This is a genomic window from Caulobacter sp. FW305-C-30-S16 (assembly GCF_058783025.1).
Genome location: NZ_JBYSYH010000001.1, coordinates 58,412 through 73,453, shown reverse-complemented (window position 1 = coordinate 73,453; position 15,042 = coordinate 58,412). Strand labels below are relative to the sequence as shown.

Genomic DNA, 15,042 nt, shown 5'->3' with positions numbered 1-15,042 from the left:
GATTCAGGTTCCGGACGTCACGGTGGCCGGGGTGGTGATCACCTCGACGTTGTCGCGCAGCAGCCAGAACATTTCCTTCAGGGCCATGTCGCGCGCGCGCTGATCGGCAGCTGTTTCGACCTGCTTCAGTCGCACCGGCAGATCCTCGGCGATGCCGCGCAGGATGCACTTGAGGTCGCCGTCCGTGCCGCGGGCCTTGAGCAGCAGGTGCGCCTGCATGTCGAGCTTCGACAGCGCGTCGACCTCGGTGCGGAAGGCGTCGAAGCCGTCGAGCGGGCCTTCCTTGCCTTTCCAGGCGTCCACCGCGGCCTTCAGGGCGTCGGCGCGTTTGACGATGTCCATGAACAGCGGCTCGGACGCCACCGACGCGGGCGGCGCCGCCACGACGACGGCCGGGGCCGAGGAGGCCGCCATCGGCGAGGCCGAGGCGAGCCAGAGCGTTGCGGCGAGGGCGATAGCGTCACAGGACATGGAGCGTCCCCCGGTGAATGGGCGTTTGCCCTCTGGTAAGCCCGACATGGTAAACGGCGTCTTGCTGACGGAGTTTGCATGACCGACCTGACCGCCGCCTGGACCGCCCTCGAGGACGCCGCCCGCAAGGACGTGCAGACGCGAATCGTCGATCACTTCGCGGCCGAACCGGACCGGCTCGAGGCGCTGGTGGTCGAGGCCTGCGGCCTGCGGCTGGACCTCAGCAAGCAGCCCTGGAGTCGGGCGGGTCTCGGCGCGGCGCTGGATCTGGCCAGCGCCGCCGGCGTCGAGGCCGCCCGGGATCGGTTGTTCGCCGGCGAGGCGGTCAATGTCACCGAGAAGCGCGCCGCCCTGCACATGGCCCTGCGCGCGCCGGACGGGGCCAGGTTCGCGGCGCTCGGCAAACCCGTCTCCGGCGAGGTCGAGGCGGTGCGCGGCCGGATGGCGGCCTTCGTCGAGGCTGTCCGCTCCGGCGCGATCAAGGGCGCCACGGGCGCGTCTTTCCGGACCATCGTCCACATCGGCATCGGCGGGTCGGACCTTGGCCCCCGTCTTGTCTGGCGGGCGCTGAAGCCCCTGGAGCCCCGGATCGACCTGCGGTTCGTCGGCAATGTCGATCCGGCGGATATCGCCCAGGCCCTGGCCGGGCTGGACGCCGCGACGACTCTGGTGGTCGTCGTCTCCAAGACCTTCACCACCCAGGAGACCATGGCCAACGCCTCTGCGGCGCGGGCCTGGCTGCACGCCGCCCTGGGTGAGGCCGGCGACGCCAACCTGGCCGCCGCCTCGACCAACCTGGCGGCCTGCGCGGCCTTCGGCATCCCGGCGGAACGGGTGTTCGGCTTCGAGGACTGGGTCGGTGGGCGCTATTCGGTGATGTCGGCCGTCGGGCTCAGCTGCGCCATCGCGCTGGGCTGGGACCGGTTCGCTGCGCTGATGGCCGGGGCGGCGGCGATGGACGACCACTTCCGCAGCGCGCCGATTGCGGCCAACGCGCCGGTCCTGCTGGCGCTGGCCCATGTGTTCAACCGCAACGGCCTTGGCCGGCCCGTGCGGGTGGTCGAGCCCTATGCCGACCGGCTGGGCCTGCTGGCCAGCTACCTGCAGCAGCTGGAAATGGAGTCCAACGGCAAGCGCGTGACGCTGAGCGGGGCGCCCGTGGCGCACGCCACGTCGACCGCCGTGTTCGGCAACGCCGGCACCAACGACCAGCATGCCTTCTTCCAGATGCTGCACCAGGGCGTGGACGTGATCCCGGTCGACTTCGTGGCCGTCGCGAAGGCGGAGGAGGGGCCGCAGGCGCAGCAGGCGATCCTGCTGGCCAACGCCATCGCCCAGGCCGAGGCGCTGATGACCGGCTCCGCCAACGCCGCCGAGCCGCACCGCCATTTCCCCGGCAACCGGCCATCGAGCTTCATCCTGATGGACCGGCTGACGCCGCAGGCCCTCGGCGCCCTGATCGCCCTCTATGAGCACAAGGTCTTCGTCGAGGGGGTGCTGTGGAACATCAACAGCTTCGACCAGTGGGGCGTGGAGCTGGGCAAGACCCTGGCGACGGCGGTGCTGGGCGAGCTGCAGGGCTGCGCGGCGGGGCCGCACGATGCGTCGACCGCGGCGCTGATCGAGCGGTTGAGGCGCTAATTCAAACTGTCATCCCGGCCGCAGGGCGAAGCCCGAAGAGCCGGGACCCAGAATCGGCTTCACCCCCTGCGAATGGGATCCTGTCTGGGTCCCGGATAGCCGCTACGCGGCTTCCGGGATGACAGTGTGGGTTTGCTTCGCTATACCCCCGCCCCGATGACCCGCGACGCGCACCACCATCATGCCCACCACGCCATCCCTCGCGGGACGGAACGGGTTCGCGCGGCCTGAAGGCCAGCGCATCACCCCTCCGGCCCCGCCCGACGCGGATGGGGCTAGACCAGCTCCATCCGGCCCGACCAGACCCGATGCAGAGCTGACCCATGACCGACCAGACCTTCCGACCTGAACCCCGCGCCCCCCGCGGATTCGCCGACAAGCGCGCCGCGACCCTGCGCGCCGAGCGGCGGATCGTGGAGGCCGTGTCGAAGGTCTACGAGCAGTGGGGCTTCGAGCCGCTGGACACCGGGGCGTTCGAATACGCCGACGCCCTGGGCAAGTTCCTCCCCGACAGCGATCGGCCGAACGAGGGCGTGTTCGCCCTGCAGGACGACGACGAGCAGTGGATGGCCCTGCGCTACGACCTGACCGCGCCGCTGGCCCGGTTCGCGGCGCAGAACTGGGAAACCCTGCCCAAGCCCTATCGCCGCTACGCCTTCGGGCCGGTCTGGCGCAACGAGAAGCCGGGTCCTGGCCGGTTCCGCGAGTTCATCCAGTGCGACGCCGACACGGTCGGCTCGGCGCGGCCGGAAGCGGACGCTGAGATCATCGCCCTGGCGGTGGCCGGTCTCGAGGCCGCGGGCCTGGCGAAGGGTCAGGCGGTGATGAAGTTCTCCAACCGCAAAATCCTCGACGGGGTCATGGTCGCCGCCGGCGTCGCCGAGGGGCGCCAGAAGCTCATCGTGCTGCGCGCGCTCGACAAGCTGGATCGGCTCGGCCGCGATGGCGTGCGCGATCTGCTCGGCAAGGGCCGGCTCGATGAGTCGGGCGCCTTCACGCCGGGCGCCGAGCTTTCGGCGGCGTCGGCGGGACTGGTGCTGGACTTCCTCGACATGGCCGTGGCCGGCGCGCCGCTCGACCAGCTCGCCGCCGCGCCGTTCGCCCGGGCGGACGCCGCGCTGGAGGGCTTCCGTGAACTGGAGGCGATCATCGCCGCCCTCAAGGGCCTCGGCGTCGACGAGACCCAGGCCCTGTTCGATCCGTCCATCGTTCGGGGTCTGGAGTACTACACCGGCGCCGTGTTCGAGGCCGATCTGCAGATCGAGACCCTCGACGAGAAGGGCCAGCCGATGCGGTTCGGCTCGATCGGCGGCGGCGGGCGCTATGACGATCTGGTCGCGCGGTTCACCGGCGAACGGACTCCGGCGACGGGCTTCTCGTTCGGCGTCTCGCGGCTGGCGGCGGCGCTTAAGGCGGCGGGCCGCGAGGAGGCCGGTGAGAACCGCGGGCCGGTCGTGATCATCGCCTTCGACCAGAGCCGGATGGCCGACTATTTCGCCGTCGCCGCCGAGCTGCGGAACGGCGGCATCGCGGCGGAGGTCTATCTCGGGACCTCCGGCATGCGGCCGCAGATGAAATACGCCGACCGGCGCCTGTCGCCCGCGGCGGTGATCATCGGCGAGGACGAGTTCAACGCCGGGACCGCCACGGTGAAGGACCTCGATCTCGGCCGCGACCTGTCGAAGGGCGTGACCGACAACGCGGCCTGGAAGGCCGAGCGGCCCGGCCAGCAGACCGTCGCCCGCGCTGACCTCGTCGCCACCGTGCGCAAGATCGTGGACGCCGCGCGATGAGACTGGAGCCGCCCGTTCCCGCCGAGGCGCTGGCCGCGATCCGCGCGCCGTTCGCGGCCGCCGGCGCCGCGCCGGTCGAGGTCGCCGTGCTGCAGCCGCTGGCGCTGCTGCTCGACCTGTCCGGCGAGGCCATGCGGCCGCGCCTGTTCGTGGTCCAGGCCGAGGGCGGCGAGGAGCTGGCCCTGCGGCCTGACTTCACCATTCCCGTCGCCCGCGCGCACCTCGACAGCGGCGCGGACTCCGGACGTTACGCCTATGAAGGCAAGGCGTTCCGCGCCGCCCCACAGGGGTCGGTCCGGGCCGAGGAGTTCCTGCAGGTCGGGGTGGAAGTGTTCGGCGGCGCCGATGTCGCGCAGAGCGACGCCGAGGTCGTGGGTCTCGCCTGGCGCTCGGCGCTGGCCGGCGGCCGGAGCGATCTTTCGCTGATCGTCGGCGACATCGCCCTGTTCGCCGCCTTCGTCGACAGCCTGGCGCTCGCGCCGGCGCTGGCGGCGAGGCTCAAGCGGCTGTTCACCCGGCCCCGGCTGCTGCAGGCCGAACTCGACCGCGCCGGCGCTGCGCCCGTCGCGGACGACGCCCGGCTGGTCAATCCGCTGGAAGGCGTGCCCGAGGGCCAGGGCGAGACCGCCCTGCGCCGGCTGTGGGCCATCGCCGGCATCGAGCCGGTCGGGGCGCGGCCGGTGGGCGAGATCGTGCAGCGTCTGGCGGAGCGGACAGAGGCCGCCCGCACGCCGCCGCTGTCGCCGGCCGAGGCGGACGCGGTGCGCCGCTTCCTGGCGGTGTCGGACGCCCCGGCGGCCGCGCTGCAGACGATCCGGGCGCTCGCCGGGCCGGCGCCCGGCGCGCTGGACGCTGCGATCACGCGCTGGACTCGCCGGCTGACAGCGCTGGCCGGGCAGGGAGTCGCCGTCGACCGCATCACCCTGACCGCCGCGTTCGGGCGGGCGTTCGGCTACTACGACGGGCTGGTGTTCGAGGTGCGCAGCGCGGCGCTGGGCGAGGAACGGCCGGTCGCCGCGGGCGGCCGCTACGACGGACTGCCGGCGCGGCTCGGGGCGCCGTCGGCCCGGGGCGCGGTCGGCTGCATGGTGCGACCGGCGCGGGCGTTCGCGGGAGGCGTGGAATGAGCGGTCCGTTGATCCTGGCCATCCCGTCCAAGGGACGGCTGAAGGAACAGGTCGAAGGCTGGCTGGCCGACGCCGGCCTGCCGCTGTCGGCGACGCCGGGTGGGCGGGGCTACACCGCCGCCATTCCGGCCCTGCCGCAGGTCGAGGTCCGGCTGCTGTCGGCCTCCGACATCGCCGCGGCGCTGGACAGCGGCGAGATCCACCTGGGCGTCACGGGCGAAGACCTGCTGCGCGAGCAGGTGGCCGATCTCGAAGCGCGTGTCATGCTGCTCCGGGCGCTGGGCTTCGGCCGGGCGGACCTGGTCGTCGCCGTGCCGCGCGGCTGGCTCGACGTCGAGACCATGGCCGATCTGGAAGAGGTCGCGCACCTGCATCTGGTGCGCACCGGCAAGCGACTGCGGGTGGCGACCAAGTATCTGGTCCAGACGCGGGCCTTCTTCGCCCGCTGCGGCGTGGCCGACTACCGGATCGTCGAGTCGGGCGGCGCCACCGAGGGCGCGCCCTCGTCCGGCGCGGCGGAGATCATCGTCGACATCACCACCACCGGGGCGACCCTGTCGGCCAACCACCTGAAGATCGTCGGCGACGGCGTGATCCTGAAGAGCCAGGCGCAGCTGGCGGCGTCGCTGTCCGCGGACTGGAGCGGCGAGCGTCTGGCTGTCGTGCGGCAGCTGCTCGGCGTTGTCGAGGCCCGCGCCCGGGCGCGCAGTTCGATGATGCTGGTCTGGCCGGCCGAGCGGGACGCGGCAGCGCGCGACGCCCTGGCCGGCCTCGTCGCCCGGGGCGCGCGTCCTCGCGCCAACGGCCTGCTGATCGCGGATCGGGATCTGCTGGACGCGCAGGCGCTTCTGGCGGCCCGGGGAATCGGTCCGGTCGCCGCCAGTCGGCCTGAGCACCTGTTCGAGCCGGAATCGAAGGCCGCGGAAGCACTGGCGGCCCGTATCGGGGCCTAAAACTGACGGCGTCGTCAAAAAGATGTGTTCTTTTGACTCCCGGGTCCAAGAAACATCCCTTTTTTCGCCCATTCGGCGTATTTTCTTGCGCGGGCACGGCTCCCAAAGCCTTGACAGCGAAAGGCTCATGCCGTCTTTTGATGGTGCGCGAGGGACAAGAACCCCAGAGAGTTCTGCCCTCACGGCGTTTCGGGGAGGAAACGCCCGCTTGGATCGAGTGATCGAGGAATAAACCGGACCCGCCGCGACTATCCCCCGCGGCGGGTCTGTGTTTTTCGGCATCGCTGTCAAAAACCCGTCCATTTCATCAATGACCGCGCGTCCTTCGAGACGCGATCCTGAGGGATCGCTCCTCAGGATGACGTCTGGCTTGCGCTCATCCCTGGTCGTCATGGTGAGGCGCGAGCTTCAGGCGAGCGTCTTGAACCACGCACAAATCCCCAGATCAGGACACGCCATGACCTCGACCCTTGAGGACGACTATCAGCCGTCCGCCGTCGCGAATTCCGGTTGCCGCGCGGTGGTCATCACCGGCTGTTCCGGCGGCGGGAAGTCGACGCTGCTGGCCGAACTCGCGCGCCGCGGCCATCGGGTGTTCCCCGAGGCGGGGCGGCAGATCGTGCGTGAACAGGACTGGATCGGCGGCGACGCCCTGCCGTGGAGCGAGCCGTTGAAGTTCGCCGAACTGGTCCTGTCGCGCGGCCTGCACCAGCGGATCACGGCGGCGGCGGACGCCGGCCTCGCCTTCTTCGACCGCAGCATCATCGAGCCGCTGTCCGGGCTTGAGCGGCTGGGCCTGCCGGTTCCCGGGCATCTGCGGCGGGCCGTGGAGCTCTGTTGCTATGACCGGACGGTATTCGTCGCACCGCCCTGGCCGGAGATCTTCCGCAGAGATACGGAGCGCCGGCATGGGCTGGACGAGGCGCTGGAGGACTATGAGCCCTTGGTGGCGTCCTACAGCGGCCTCGGCTACCGACTGGTGGAACTGCCGAAGACTGACGTCGGCGCGCGGGCAGACTTCGTGATGGCGCAGCTCGGCCAATGAACCCGGCAGAAAGGGCGGCCCTCGCGGACCGCCCTTTCGTCATTTTCGCGTTGTCGGCGGTGTTACCAGATGCGGACGCGGTCTTCCGGCTTCACGTACCACTTGTCGCCCGGCTTCACGCCCCAGGCGTCGTACCAGGCGTCGACGTTGCGCAGGGTGCCGATGACGCGGAACTGCGCCGGCGAGTGCGGGTCGGACGCGATCTGCTGGCGGACGGCGTCGTCGCGGTACTTGCTGCGCCAGACTTGCGAGAAGCCGAGGAAGAACCGCTGGTCGCCGGTCAGGCCGTCGATCACCGGCGCGGGCTTGCCGCCGAGCGACAGGTGGTAGGCGTCGAGCGCGATCAGGATGCCGCCGAGGTCGCCGATGTTCTCGCCCATCGTCAGGTCGCCGTTAATGAACGAGCCGGCCACCGGTTCGAACGCCGCGTACTGGGCGCCCAGACGCTTCGTCTGGATCTCGAACTTGGCGGTGTCTTCCGGCTGCCACCAGTCGCGCAGGCTGCCGTCGGCGTCGAACTTGCGGCCTGAGTCGTCGAAGCCGTGGCTGATCTCGTGGCCGATCACCGAGCCGATGCCGGCGTAGTTGATCGCCGCGTCCGCGTCAGGATCGAAGAACGGCGGTTGCAGGATCGCCGCCGGGAAGACGATCTCGTTCATCGTCGGATTGTAGTAGGCGTTGACCGTCTGCGGGAACATGCCCCACTCGCTGCGATCGACGGGCTGGCCCAGCTTGGCCACGTTGAACGCCCACTCGAAGGCGCTCGCGCGCTGGACGTTGCCGTAGAGGTCGTTCGGCGTGATCGTCAGGGCGCTGTAGTCGCGCCATTTGTCCGGATAGCCGATCTTGACCGTGAAGCTGGCCAGCTTGGCCTGGGCGCGGGTCTTGGTTTCGGCGCTCATCCAGTCGAGGCGATCAATGCGGGCCTTGAGGGCGACGCGCAGGTCGGCGACCAGCTGTTCCATCTTGGCCTTGGACTCGGCCGGGAAGTAGGCGTCGACATACAGCTTGCCGACCGCCTCGCCGAGGTTGCCGCTGACCAGGGTGACGCCGCGCTTCCAGCGGACGCGCTGCTCGGGCTGACCCGACAGGGTCTTGGCGCGGAACTCGAAGTTGGCGTCGACGAAGCGCTTCGACAGATAGGGCGCGGCCTGGTCGGTCGTGCGGAAGGCCTGCCAGGCCTGCAGGGTGGCGACCGGGGTGGCGGCGTAGATCGCGGCGATCTTCGTGAACGCCGTCGGCTCGCCGACGATCACCTTGTCGGCCTTGTCGAGGCTCGCGCCGGCCAGCCAGGCCTTCCAGGGGAAGCCGGGGGCTAGGGCCTGCAGCTCGGCGACGGTCTTGGGGTTGTAGGTCTTGTCCGCGTCGCGCTGGTCGGCGATCGGCCAGTGGGCCTGGGCGATCTTCGTTTCCAGGGCGACGATGTCGGCGGCCATCTGGTCGGCGTTGGCCCAGCCGGCCATTTTCAGCATCTTTGCGGCGTAGGCCTGGTAGGCGGCCTTCTTCTCGGCGAACTTGGCGTCGAGATAGTAGTCGCGGTTGGGCATGCCCAGACCCGCCTGGGTCATGTAGGTGACGTTGGTGTCCGGCGCCTTGGCGTCCTGGCTGATGTAGGCGGCGAAGAAGCTGCTGCCGAACCCGGCGCTGGTGACGCCCATCAGGCGGGCGATGGCGTCACGGCTGGTGGCCTTGCGGATCGCGGCCAGCTCGCCGGCCAGCGGTTTGGCGTCCAGCGCCTCGACCGTCGCCTCGTCCATGAAGCTGTTGTAGAGGCCGCCGATCTGCTGGGCCTCGCCGGTGGCGTTCGCGGTCGCCGCGGAGCGCTCGATCACCGCCTTGACGCGGGCGTCGGACAGTTCGCGCAGCACGGCGAACGAGTTCCAGTTGGTGCGGTCAGGCGGGATGTCGAGCGTGGCCAGATAGGACCCCGACGAGAAGCCGACGAAGTCGTCGCCCGGCTTGATCGCGCGGTTCATGCCCGCCATGTCGAAGCCCCAGGGACCCATGCGGGAGGCCTTGGCGATCTGCGCTTCGGTGATCGGCGCAGGGAAGGCGCGGGCGTAGGCGATAGGGCCGCCGACGGCGGCGGCGAGGGCCAGCGCGGCGGCGGCGGAAAGCAGGACGCGTTTCATGACAGGGCGTTTCCGGGTTCAAGGGAATTGATCCGGACCATGCACATTGCGGCGGGCGGCGCTGCTTACAAAAGAGTCATGTAGAGCGCCGCGGCCGACCCCGGGCGAACCGTAAGGAGCGCGGGGAGGCGCTCTTCAGGACATGCCCCGCGCGACCTAGCCCGCCGTGACTCCCAGCGCCTCGAGCGCCTGGATCCGGACGGCCTTGTAGTCGACCTTGCCGTTGGGGGCGCGGACGACCGGGGCCAGCACCAGTTCGCGGGGGGCCTTGTAGTCGGCGAGGCGGCCGCGGACATGGGCGGCCAGTTCGGCAAGGCTGGGCGTCTGGCCCGAGCCGGTCGTGTCGACCACCGCGCAGATCCGCTCGCCGAACCGCTTGTCCGGCACGCCGACGACGACCGCGTCGCGCACCGCCGCGTGGGTCTTCAGCGCCTCTTCCACTTCCTCCGGGAAGACCTTTTCGCCGCCGGTGTTGATCACCTGGGAGCCGCGGCCCAGCAGCTTGATCGTACCGTCCTCGTTGACCTCGGCGAAGTCGCCCGGCACCGACCAGCGGCGGTCCTCGAAGGTCTGGAAGGTCTTGGCCGACTTTTCCGGGTCCTTGTAGTAGCCCACCGGGATGAAGCCGCCGACGGCCACCAGGCCGCGCTCGCCGCTGCCCGGTTCGACGCGTGTCCCGTCCTCCTTGAACACCGCCGCGTTGGGGCCGACCAGGAACTGGGCCGTGGTCGCCTCGGCGCCGGCCACCGAGGTCGAGCCGCCGAGGCCGACGGCTTCGGACGAGCCGAGGCTGTCCATCAGCATCGCGCCCGGCGGAAGGTGCTTCAGCAGCGCCTGCTTGTTGTCATGGCTCCAGACCGTGCCGGACGAGCCGATGCGGGTGATGCAGCTGAGGTCCCAGCGGCCGGGATTGGCGTCCAGCACCTCGAGCATCGGGGCGGCGAAGGCCAGGCCGACGATGGAGATGCTGTTGGCCCGCAGGCGGTGCACCTCGTCGAACAGCTCGACCGAGTCGAAGCGCTGCGAGGGCAGGGTGATGATGCAGCCGCCGCCGGTCAGGGCGCCGAAGCTGCCGAACTGCGCCGTGCCGTGCATCAGCGGGCAGGCGGCGATCAGGCTGGTCGGCGGCGGCAGGTGCAGATCGCCGGCCCGGCCGGTGCGGACACGGACGCCGGCCTCGTGCGGGGTCTCCAGCGGTGGGATCAGGGCCAGGGCGTTGCCGCCGGCGCCCAGCACCTGGAACAGGTCGTCCTGGCGCCACATCACGCCCTTGGGCATGCCGGTGGTGCCGCCTGTGTAGAGCAGCAACAGATCGTCGCCGGAGCGCCCCCAGGGCGCGACGACCTTGTCGGCGCCGGGCGCGGCGATGCTCTCGTATTCCGTCGCCCAGGCCGGGATCGGCGCGCCGTCGTCGGCCACCGCGATCCAGCACTTCACCTTGGTCAGGCGCTCGCGCAGCGCCTCCAGCTTGGGCGCGAAGCCGGCGTGGAAGACGATGACCTCGGCGTCGGCGTTGTCGAACAGGTAGTAGAGCTCGTCGGTCTCGTACCGATAGTTGGTGTTGACCGGGGCCAGCGCCGCCTTGAAGGCGGCGAAGTAGGTCTCGAGATACTCCGGCGCATTGTAGAGGTAGGCCGCGACCTTGCCCTGATGGCTGACCCCGGCCGCCAGCATATGGGCGGCCAGGGCGTTGGCGCGACGGTCGAAGTCACGCCAGCTGATCACGCGCGATCCGCGGATCTGGGCCGGCCGGTCCGGCGCCGCGGCGGCGATTTCTTCCCAGACGTCGGCGAAGTTCCAGCCGGACATGCGCGCTCTCCCGTATGCGTCCTCTGACGGGACGTCGGGATACCTTAGCGGCGTTCAGGCAGGCCCTGTCAACGCGTGACCCGGCGTCAGTGGCCGTGTTGCTCCATGCCCGCCGCGCCGGCCGGGCGACCCTGAACAACGAGCTCCACCGGCACGCGTCCGGCGTTGCGGAAGACCAGCGTCGCCGGGATCCGGTCGCCGGCCTTGAGCGCCTGGCCCAGGCGGATGAACATCACGTGTTTGGCGCCGGGCTCGAAGGTGATCGTCTCGCCGGCCTTCAGCGGCACGCCGTCCTTCAGTTCCTCCATCCGCATCATACCGCCTTTCACCGAACTTTCGTGCAGCTGCACCAGGGCGGAGACGGGGGACTCGACCGCGACAAGCACATCGGGGCCGGTGTTGTTGTTGGTGATTGCGAAGAAGCCGGCGCCGGACCCGCCCGCCGGAGCGGGGCGGCTGAACGGTTCGCTGACGGCGATGCCCGCGGCGCTGTAGGCGACGGGCTTGGCCGGCGAACAGGCGACCAGAAGGGCGACGAGAGAGAGGGCGAGGATGCGCATGATAAGGTCCGGTTCTGTCTAGAGCGCGAATTGGCGTTTCAGCGTCGCCGATACAAGACGGTCGACGACAAAGGCGACGAGGATCGAGAGGCCGAGCAGGGGAAAGACCAGGCCGGTCGCGAGGGCGAACATCGCAAAGCCGCTGACGGGCCGCGCGCCCTGCGGCGCGGGCGGGGCGGCCAGTTTGCCGACCGGGCGACGCTTCCACCACATGACGGCCGAGGTAATGCTGAGGCCGATGACGGCCAGGCAGCCCGCCAGCATGACCAGCTGGTTGATCAGGCCGTACTGCCCGCCCGTGTGCACCGCGATGCCCCACTCGACCGCCTTCGAGACAGGGCCGTAGTCGGCGTAGCGGACGTCGGCCAGGACCCTGCCGCTGTACTGGTCGATATGAATGACCCGCTGGCCGGTGGCCTTGTTCGGGTAGCTCTGGACCGTGAAGACGCCGCCTGGCGAGGCGGGAAGGCGTACGACGTAGCCGGGCGCAACGCCGCGGGCGTCGGCCAGGTCCATGATCGCGCTGATCGGCAGGCGTTGCCCGGCGGAGGGCGCGACGACCGGCGGCGCGGAGACATCCATCGTCCAGGAGCCGGCCGTGGTCGCCGCCAGGGCTGCGTCGGAGGCGACGGAGGTGGCCTTGACCTGCGCGGGCATGCCCAGACCTGCGTCGTTGACGATCCGGCGGAAATTGTCGCCCCAGTAGCCCGACCAGGGCATGCCCGTGACCGCCAGGAAGAGCAGCGCCGAACAGGCGAGGATGCCGGTCACCGCATGCAGGTCTCGCCACCAGATCCGCCGGGCGGGCGTGGCGCGGACAGTGATCACCCCGCCCTTCCGGCCGCGCGGCCACCACAGGTAGACGCCCGAGGCCACCAGCAGGATGGCCCAGCCGGCGACGATCTCGATGACAAGGTTCGGCCCCGCGCCGAGGATGTCGAGGCTGTGAATATGGCTGATCAGCGTCATCGGGCGCTGGTCGTCCGCGACCGTGTCCAGCACCCGCCCCGTTGAGGGTTCGAGGAACACGGACATGACCGTTCCGGCTTCATCGCGGACGCCGACTTCGGCCGAGCGGTCGGGGGCGGAGGGCGGGGCGAAGCGGACCGGCGCGCCCGGCTGAACGGCCAGGGCTCGCCCGATCAGGGTCTCGGCGGCGAGCTGACGGGCCGGGGTCTGCTCGACGATCAGCCGGCTGTGCTCGAAGACCGGCTCCAGCTGGTCGCGGAACAGGTAGAGGCCGCCGGTCGTGGCCAGCAGGATGAAGAACGGCAGGCAGATCAGGCCCGCGTAGAAATGCCAGCGCCAGATCGTGCGGTAGAGCGATCCCGCGCCGGCGGGGAGGGTTTCATCGGTCGTCATGCGACGTCTCCGGATGGGCGGCGACCCTTGAGGCCGCCGCCCGCTGGGGTTCAGAACGAGACCGTGAGGCCGGCATACAGGGAGCGGCCATCCCCGGGCCAGTAGGCCGCGGTCGCCGCCGTCGCGAGGATCGCCGCCTGCACGTTCGAGACATAGGCCTCGTCGGTCAGGTTGCGGGCGTCGACGAATAGCGAGACGCCGTCCTTGACCGCCCATCCCGCGTTGAGGTTCAGCACGGCGTAGGACGGCGCGGTCGTGGTGTTGCGATAGTCGACCGTGATGTCCGACGCCGACCATTCCACCGACGGCGCGACGAACCAGCCGGCCGGGGCGTCGTAGCGGAGCTCCGCCCGGTAGAAATGCTCGGGCACGATCGGCAGCCGGTTGTCGCCGTACTGGACGTCGCCGTCGAAGCGGAAGTCAGACCAGGTCCAGCTCTGGCGCAGCCGCCATTGCGGGGCGAACCGCCAGTCGAGCGCCGCTTCCAGGCCCTGGTGGAGGGTGCGGTCGGCGTTGAAGGTCGAGGCCGGGATGCCGGGCGCCACGGTGAACTGCAGCATCTCGTTGTCGAGCACGGCGCGGTAGACCGTCAGATCCCAGGTGAAGGCGCCGCGCCGCCCGCGAGCGCCGGCCTCGGCGGTCCAGGCCTCCTGCGGCTCGACGGGCGCGAAGCCGGTTCCGGTCGGCGACATCGCGCCGAAGTTCGGCGGCTCGACCGACTTTGTCACGTTGGCGAACAGCTGCGCGCCGTCTTCCGATTCCCAGAGCAGGCCGAAGCGCGGGGCGAACCAGTCGTAGTCCTTCGAGGCGGTCAGGTTGAAGGTCCCGGCCACGCCGGGCAGGGCGAAGCTCTGGTAGTCGCGGCCCGCCCGGCCCCAGGTTCCGCCCGCGATCACCGCCAGCCGGTCGGTGACGAACAGCCGGCCCTCGGCGAACAGATCGGCGGCGTCGGCGTTCTGCAGGGTGCGCGAGCGCGGCGCGCCGCGCGCCGTGGCGAGGTTGACGTAGAAGTTGGAGTCCATGTCGCCGGTGCGCAGCCAGAGCCCGCCATAGGCATCGGCCGTCATGCCCGCGATCTCGCCCTGCCAGGCGAACCGGCCGAAGGCGCCCCAGTTGCGGCTCTGCTGGTCGATGACCTGGAAGATCGGGTGGTCGAGATCCTTCCACAGGCCGTAGACCGCGCCTTCGAACACGGTGCTGTCGCTGATCCGCCAGGTGGTGCGCAGGGAGGCGCGGAAGCCGCGCTGGTTGCGCTGCTGGTCGTTGGCGTAGTTGGCCGGAGCGGTCTGGCGGGGATTGGCCTGGAACTGGCCCCAGGTCAGGACGCCGGGAATTTCCTGGTTGATGTTCGAGCCGTTGACGATCAGCCGGATCTCGCGGTCCTCGCCAAAGGCGCGACCGATGTTGAGCGAGCCGAACTGGATGTTCTGCTGGCTTTGCGAGCGCCAGCCCTGGCCGGTCTGGTTGGTCCCGGCGACATAGACGTCCCAGTCCCCGAACTGGCGGGCGACGGCGAGATTCTCGCGCAGCAGACCGAAGGATCCGCCGTCGATCCGGACCTGTTGGTCAAAGCCGGCGGTCGCGCCCGTGGGGGTGACCATGTTGATCGCGCCGCCCAGCAGGGAGCCGCCGAAGCGCAGGGCGTTGCCGCCGCGATAGACCTCGACCATGCGGGTGGTCAGGGGATCGGCGATCTGGCTGTCGCCATAGCCGTCGGCCTCGTTCAGCGGCAGTCCGTCCTGGGCGATCAGCAGGCCGCGATTGTGATTGGCGTTGCCGATGCCCGAGCCGCGGATGGAAAGGCGGATGTCGCCGCCCCACTTCCGCTGGGCGTAGACGCCCGGGGCGTCGCGCAGCATGTCGTCGAGCGCCAGGGTCTGGCGGCTTGCGTAAGACTCCGAGGAGATCACCGAAACGGCGCCGGGCGTGCGCGACAGACGCTTGCGGGCGTCTGCCACGACAGCGGGGTCTTCCGGGTCGGGGCGGGCGGTGACGATCACCGAATCGACCGTCGGCGCAACGCCGGTCTCGGCGGCGAAGGCGACGGGCGGAAGGGCGGCGCAGGCTGCGCCGAGCAGGAGGACGCGCAGCCGCGCGCCATGGGTCTTGGTCATGTGTGGGTATTCCCGAACAGGTCTGACGGAGCGCG

11 protein-coding genes are annotated in these 15,042 nt (G+C 70.3%); 5 read left to right on the top strand and 6 right to left on the bottom strand.

Features of this window, described 5'->3' with window-relative positions; all coding sequences use genetic code 11:
* Window positions 1–3: 3 nt before the first annotated feature.
* Window positions 4–471, bottom strand: a complete 468-nt coding sequence (locus AC3WJT_RS00350) for a hypothetical protein (RefSeq protein WP_492341074.1) — start codon at window positions 469–471, stop codon at window positions 4–6.
* Window positions 472–549: 78 nt separating this feature from the next.
* Here AC3WJT_RS00350 and pgi point away from each other — a divergent pair, with 78 nt between their 5' ends.
* The 5 genes from pgi (at window position 550) to AC3WJT_RS00325 (ending at window position 7,030) form a co-directional block, all read left to right on the top strand.
* On the top strand, window positions 550–2,112 hold the full coding sequence (pgi, locus tag AC3WJT_RS00345) for a glucose-6-phosphate isomerase (protein WP_492341073.1): 1,563 nt from the start codon (window positions 550–552) through the stop codon (window positions 2,110–2,112).
* Window positions 2,113–2,435: 323 nt separating this feature from the next.
* Window positions 2,436–3,905: a histidine--tRNA ligase gene (hisS, locus tag AC3WJT_RS00340; RefSeq protein ID WP_492341072.1), complete on the top strand. Its 1,470-nt coding sequence runs from the start codon at window positions 2,436–2,438 to the stop codon at window positions 3,903–3,905.
* Entirely contained in the window at window positions 3,902–5,032 is a 1,131-nt protein-coding gene (locus AC3WJT_RS00335) for an ATP phosphoribosyltransferase regulatory subunit (protein ID WP_492341071.1), read from the top strand. Before hisS ends, AC3WJT_RS00335 begins: the two co-directional genes overlap by 4 nt.
* Entirely contained in the window at window positions 5,029–5,985 is a 957-nt protein-coding gene (gene hisG, locus AC3WJT_RS00330) for an ATP phosphoribosyltransferase (protein WP_492341070.1), read from the top strand. The genes AC3WJT_RS00335 and hisG overlap by 4 nt, the downstream gene beginning before the upstream one ends.
* Window positions 5,986–6,442: 457 nt before the next feature.
* Window positions 6,443–7,030 carry an AAA family ATPase gene (locus tag AC3WJT_RS00325; protein ID WP_492341069.1) on the top strand — a complete coding sequence of 196 codons (588 nt, stop codon included), beginning with the start codon at window positions 6,443–6,445 and terminating at the stop codon, window positions 7,028–7,030.
* A 62-nt stretch (window positions 7,031–7,092) separates the two neighbouring features.
* Here the strand turns inward: AC3WJT_RS00325 and AC3WJT_RS00320 are convergent, their stop codons facing one another.
* From AC3WJT_RS00320 to AC3WJT_RS00300, 5 genes are all read right to left on the bottom strand, one after another.
* Window positions 7,093–9,162, bottom strand: a complete 2,070-nt coding sequence (locus AC3WJT_RS00320) for a M13 family metallopeptidase (protein ID WP_492341068.1) — start codon at window positions 9,160–9,162, stop codon at window positions 7,093–7,095.
* A 156-nt stretch (window positions 9,163–9,318) separates the two neighbouring features.
* Window positions 9,319–10,971: an acyl-CoA synthetase gene (locus tag AC3WJT_RS00315; protein ID WP_492341067.1), complete on the bottom strand. Its 1,653-nt coding sequence runs from the start codon at window positions 10,969–10,971 to the stop codon at window positions 9,319–9,321.
* An 86-nt stretch (window positions 10,972–11,057) separates the two neighbouring features.
* Window positions 11,058–11,531 (bottom strand): copper chaperone PCu(A)C, encoded by a 474-nt coding sequence (locus tag AC3WJT_RS00310; protein WP_492341066.1) that lies wholly within the window; start codon window positions 11,529–11,531, stop codon window positions 11,058–11,060.
* A gap of 18 nt (window positions 11,532–11,549) precedes the next feature.
* Window positions 11,550–12,893 carry a PepSY-associated TM helix domain-containing protein gene (locus AC3WJT_RS00305; RefSeq protein WP_492341065.1) on the bottom strand — a complete coding sequence of 448 codons (1,344 nt, stop codon included), beginning with the start codon at window positions 12,891–12,893 and terminating at the stop codon, window positions 11,550–11,552.
* Window positions 12,894–12,943: 50 nt separating this feature from the next.
* Window positions 12,944–15,007 carry a TonB-dependent receptor family protein gene (locus AC3WJT_RS00300; RefSeq protein ID WP_492341064.1) on the bottom strand — a complete coding sequence of 688 codons (2,064 nt, stop codon included), beginning with the start codon at window positions 15,005–15,007 and terminating at the stop codon, window positions 12,944–12,946.
* Window positions 15,008–15,042: the final 35 nt, after the last annotated feature.